The 4,299-nt window shown below is 63.9% G+C and carries 4 protein-coding genes; 1 reads left to right on the top strand and 3 read right to left on the bottom strand.

Going from position 1 to position 4,299, the window contains the following annotated elements:
- Positions 1-140 precede the first annotated feature (140 nt).
- From AC0V2Y_RS26420 to AC0V2Y_RS26410, 3 genes are all read right to left on the bottom strand, one after another.
- Positions 141-1,358, bottom strand: a complete 1,218-nt coding sequence (locus tag AC0V2Y_RS26420; protein WP_083287090.1) for an MFS transporter — start codon at positions 1,356-1,358, stop codon at positions 141-143.
- 283 nt (positions 1,359-1,641) lie between these two features.
- Positions 1,642-2,058: an SRPBCC family protein gene (locus AC0V2Y_RS26415; RefSeq protein ID WP_475417925.1), complete on the bottom strand. Its 417-nt coding sequence runs from the start codon at positions 2,056-2,058 to the stop codon at positions 1,642-1,644.
- 19 nt (positions 2,059-2,077) lie between these two features.
- Positions 2,078-3,094: an aldo/keto reductase gene (locus AC0V2Y_RS26410; protein WP_475417926.1), complete on the bottom strand. Its 1,017-nt coding sequence runs from the start codon at positions 3,092-3,094 to the stop codon at positions 2,078-2,080.
- Positions 3,095-3,197: 103 nt separating this feature from the next.
- On the opposite strand from AC0V2Y_RS26410, the gene AC0V2Y_RS26405 reads away from it, so the two are divergent.
- A complete protein-coding gene (locus AC0V2Y_RS26405) occupies positions 3,198-4,100 on the top strand; it encodes a LysR family transcriptional regulator (protein ID WP_475417927.1) in 903 nt (300 codons plus the stop codon).
- Positions 4,101-4,299 lie beyond the last annotated feature (199 nt).

The following is a 4,299-nucleotide window of genomic DNA, read 5'->3' as shown; positions in this document are numbered from 1 at the left end:
GGCGATGACTGCTTCGTTCATGGCTGCACGCTTCATCATGTAAAGAAATCGGATGCGCAGGAGTTGCGAGATCCGATCTATATTCATGATATAGGAAATGATAACTATACAGAGAAAATTATCCTACCTATGCACAAGCATCAAGCCGGCTGCACACCGCCCACATTGCGGCTGCGGTTTTCCACCAGCACGGAAATGCCGAGCACGACGATGCCGCCGCAGGCCAGCATGGCGCCCACCCAGCCCGTCGAGCGCAAGCCCATGCCCATGGCGATGGCGATGCCGCCGGCCCAGGCGCCCAGGGCGTTGGCGATGTTGAAGGCGGAGTGGTTGAGCGCGGCGGCCACGGTTTGCGCGTCGCCGGCCACGTCCATCAGGCGCGTCTGCACGGCCGGGGCGACGGCGATGCCGGCGCCGATGGCGAACAGGTTGATCGCCGTCAGCCAGACGTTGCTGCTGGTATAGGTAAACGCGGCCAGGGCGGCCACGTTCCACAGCAGTACGCCAAAGATCGTCCACAGGCGCGAGCGGTCGGCCAGCCAGCCGCCGATCAGATTACCTACCGTCATGCCCACGCCGATGATGGCCAGCAGGATCGAGATGACCAGGGGCGAGACTTTCGTAATTTCCAGCAAGGTTGGCGTAATAAACGTGTAGACGGCGAACATGCCGCCGAAGCCGATCGCCACCATCAGCAGGGTCAGCCACACTTGCAGGCGGCGGAACACGCCCAGTTCGCGGCGCGGGCTCGAATCGCCGGCGGCGACCATCGGCACGAAGATGCGCACCATCAGCATGGTCAATAAACCCAGCGCGGCGACCAGCAAAAAGGCCGAGCGCCAGCCCAGGGTCTGGCCGATGTAGGTGGCCAGGGGCACGCCGAAGATATTTGCCACCGTCAAGCCCATCAGCACGCGGGCGACTGCCTGGCCGCGCCGGTCGGGTTCGGCCAGGGCGGCCGCCACCAGCGCTGCCACGCCGAAATACGCGCCATGCGGGATGCCGGCGACGAAGCGGGCGACGACCAGCAAACCGTAGTTGGGGGCGATGGCGCTGAGCAAGTTGCCGCCAGCGAACATCAGCATCAAACAGATCAGCATCAGCCGGCGCGGCATGCGCGCCAGGAAGATCGTGATCAGGGGCGCGCCGATGACCACGCCCAGCGCGTAGGCGCTGATCATATGGCTCATCTGGGGCAAGGTCGTGCCCAGGTCGTCGGCCACGACGGGCAGGATGCTCATGGAGGCGAATTCGCCTGTGCCGATGGCGAGGCCGCCGATTGCCAGGGCCAGATCGGCATAGCCAGCGCCAAAAGGCGCGGTGACGCGCGGAATCAATGGGTCTACGGAGGCGTGCATGTTCTTGTTGTTTGGGTAAAGAATGACAGGGTGGAGAGGCGCGCGATGGCCCGGCCGGAAGTGGCAATGCGCCACCAGAATCGACGGCTGGCCGGTATTTTCGGGCGATGAGAACTGCCCAAAGACAACATTGTAAAAGATTCGGGCAAGCTCTGCTGGGCGGCGGCCAAAATATGCTGCACTGCACATAACATTGTTTGCTCTTGTTGTTAACGATAACACGGAATACCTGCGATTCCGCCACAGGGCAGGCGAAGAAAACCCGGCTGTGGCGGAAATGGTCTTAGTTCGCCAACGTTTGCTGCAGCGCTTTCAATCCTGCCGTATAGATGTCGTGGAACAAGTCGGTCACTTCCTGCTCGCTCACGCCCACGGGCGTGAAGCGGCCGGACCAGGTGACCCGTGCGCCAGCGCCATCGGCGAGTGCTTGGACTTGCAGTGTCGACAGGTAATCGCTGGCGGGAAACGGCGCCTGCAGAATCGAATAGCTGTAGCTGCGCGCCGTGTTGTCATACGCTTCCAGCTGCTCGACGATGACGTCGCCTGCCGGGGTGGCCAGGTGGCGGATGCGGCCCCCGTCGCTCAAGGTGCTGCTGGGAATGTAGGGCAGCCAGTCGGGCAGCGAGTCGAAGCCGCCGATCAGTTGCCAGACCTTTTCCGGCGTGGCGGCGATGTCGATCGAGGTGGTGGTGTGTGCCATGGTAAGTTCCTTGTCTATATTAGTTGGCGCCAGCTGGCAGCGGAGCGTTGGCCGCCACCAGCTGTTCGGCGCGCATGTCGTGCCAGAAGGCGGCGGGGATGACGCTGTTCAGGGCTGCCAGGTCTTCGGCCAGGCGTTCGGGACGGCTGGCGCCGGGGATCACGGCGGCCACGGCCTGGTTCGCCAATGAAAACTGCAGGGCGGCCGCCTTCACGCTGACGCCATGGCGCGCGGCAATGGCCTTGATACGTTCGACCTTGGCGATGATGGCGGGCGAAGCTTTCTGGTATTCGAAGTGCGCGCCGCCGGCCAGGATGCCCGAGCTGTAGGGGCCGCCGACGACGATGTCGACGTTCTGGCTTGCCGCGGCCGGCATCAGCCGCTGCAGCGCCCGTTCATGGTCGAGCAGGGTGTAGCGCCCGGCCAGCAGGAAGGCATCGGGCTGCGCTTCGCTTAAATCCAGGGTCAGTTCCAGCGGTTCCACCTTGTTCACGCCCACGCCCCAGGCCTTGATGACGCCTTCTTCGCGCAAGCGGGTCAGCACGCGGAAGGCGCCCGTGCGGGCAATCTCGAATTGCGCCAGCCAGTTGTCGCCATGGAAGTCTTGCGCGATGTCGTGGACCCAGACGATGTCGAGGCGGTCCGTATCCAGGCGCTTGAGGCTGTCTTCGATCGAGCGCAGGGTGGCGTCGGCCGAATAGTCGTCGACGATCTTGTTTTTGCGGCCGAATTCGAACAAGCCGCCTTTTTCGCCCAGTGCGCGGGTGGCCGGGTCTTCCAGCTCGTCGAGGATGAGGCGCCCGACCTTGGTGCTCAATATGTAATCGTCGCGGCGGCGCTGTTTCAGGGCCGCGCCCAGGCGCAGCTCGGCCAGGCCGGCGCCGTAGAACGGGGCCGTGTCGAAATAGCGGATGCCCGATTCCCAGGCGGCGTCGACGGTGGCCAGCGCTTCTGCTTCGGGAATGTTGCGGAACATATTGCCCAGCGGCGCCGTGCCGAAACCCAGTTTGCCTGTCAGTAAGTGTTTGATCGTCATGGTGTTTTTCCTTCAATGAGTGAGTGAATGGAGACAGAATAGCTGGACAAGTTAAGCCTGTCCAAGACATAATTTGCACAACTTGAGTCCTGAAAGGTCTGATATGCTGGACATACGCCAATTGCAATACTTCATCGCCGTCGCCGAGGAAGAACACGTGGGACGGGCCGCCGAGCGCCTGCATATTTCCCAATCTCCGCTGAGCCGGCAGATCGCCCAGCTCGAAGACAAGCTCGGTTTGACCTTGTTCGAGCGCAGCGCGCAGCGCATCCGCCTGACGCGCGACGGCCATACCTTCCTGGCCGAAGCGCGCGCTTTTATTACCCACGGGAACCGGCTGGAAGCGCTGGCAAAACGCCTGGGGCGCGGCGACGAGGGCGGCCTGTGCATCGGCTACATCGAGAACGCCATGCATGCGGGCGTCTTGCCCGACGGCTTGCGCGCCTTGCGCGCCACGCGGCCGCAAGTGCACGTTGCCCTGTACAACCTGCATTCGGCCGAGCAGATCGAGGGCTTGCGCCAGCGCAGCCTTGATATTGCACTGCTGTGCGAACCGCCGTTGCCGAACGACCCCGACCTCGATTGCGCGCAAGTGCTGAGCGACCCCATGCTGCTGGCCTTGCCGCAGGCGCACCCGCTGGCAGCCAAGGCCGAGCTGACCCCGGCCGACCTGGCGGGCCAGGAGTGGATTGCCGTGCTGCACAAGGAAAGCGTGCTGAAACACGATAACTTCATCGCCGCCTGCGCGCGCGCCGGTTTTACGCCCGATATCCGCATGGAAGCGACGGAGCCGCTGACGGCGCTGGGCCTGGTGGCGGCCGGGCTGGGCATGGCCATGATCCAGCACAGCCTGCGCCAGCACGCGCCGGCCGGCGTCGTCGTGCGCGAGTTGCCGTGGTTCAGCTATCGCACGCCCTTGTGGCTGGCCTGGCACAAGGTGAATCTGCGCCCGCTGGTGGGAATTTTCCGCGCAACCTTGCTGGAGCAGGCGGGCGCGCTGGCCTGACGGGACGCCCGCCTGACTGGCCTGGCATCAGACGCTGCCGGGCCGCGGAGCGCGTGGCGTAGCCTTGGCGATGACGGGGACATCCGTCAGCCTCGCTTTCAGGCGCGCAAACTGCGGCCAGCAGGGGATGGCCAGCTTCTGGACTTGCTGCGCTTGCCGCTCGGCTGGCAGCTTGCTCCAGGAATCGACATGCAGGTGT

Source organism: Janthinobacterium sp. BHSEK (assembly GCF_056174685.1).
Note: the sequence above shows the minus strand (reverse complement) of the source record. Positions and strands in the feature narration are given on the sequence as shown.

What these genes read in the sequence shown, in the direction of transcription:
- AC0V2Y_RS26420 (WP_083287090.1), bottom strand. Translation starts at nt 1,358, where the DNA reads ATGCACGCCTCCGTAGACCCATTGATTCCGCGCGTCACCGCGCCTTTT.
- AC0V2Y_RS26415 (WP_475417925.1), bottom strand. Translation starts at nt 2,058, where the DNA reads ATGGCACACACCACCACCTCGATCGACATCGCCGCCACGCCGGAAAAG.
- AC0V2Y_RS26410 (WP_475417926.1), bottom strand. Translation starts at nt 3,094, where the DNA reads ATGACGATCAAACACTTACTGACAGGCAAACTGGGTTTCGGCACGGCG.
- AC0V2Y_RS26405 (WP_475417927.1), top strand. Translation starts at nt 3,198, where the DNA reads ATGCTGGACATACGCCAATTGCAATACTTCATCGCCGTCGCCGAGGAA.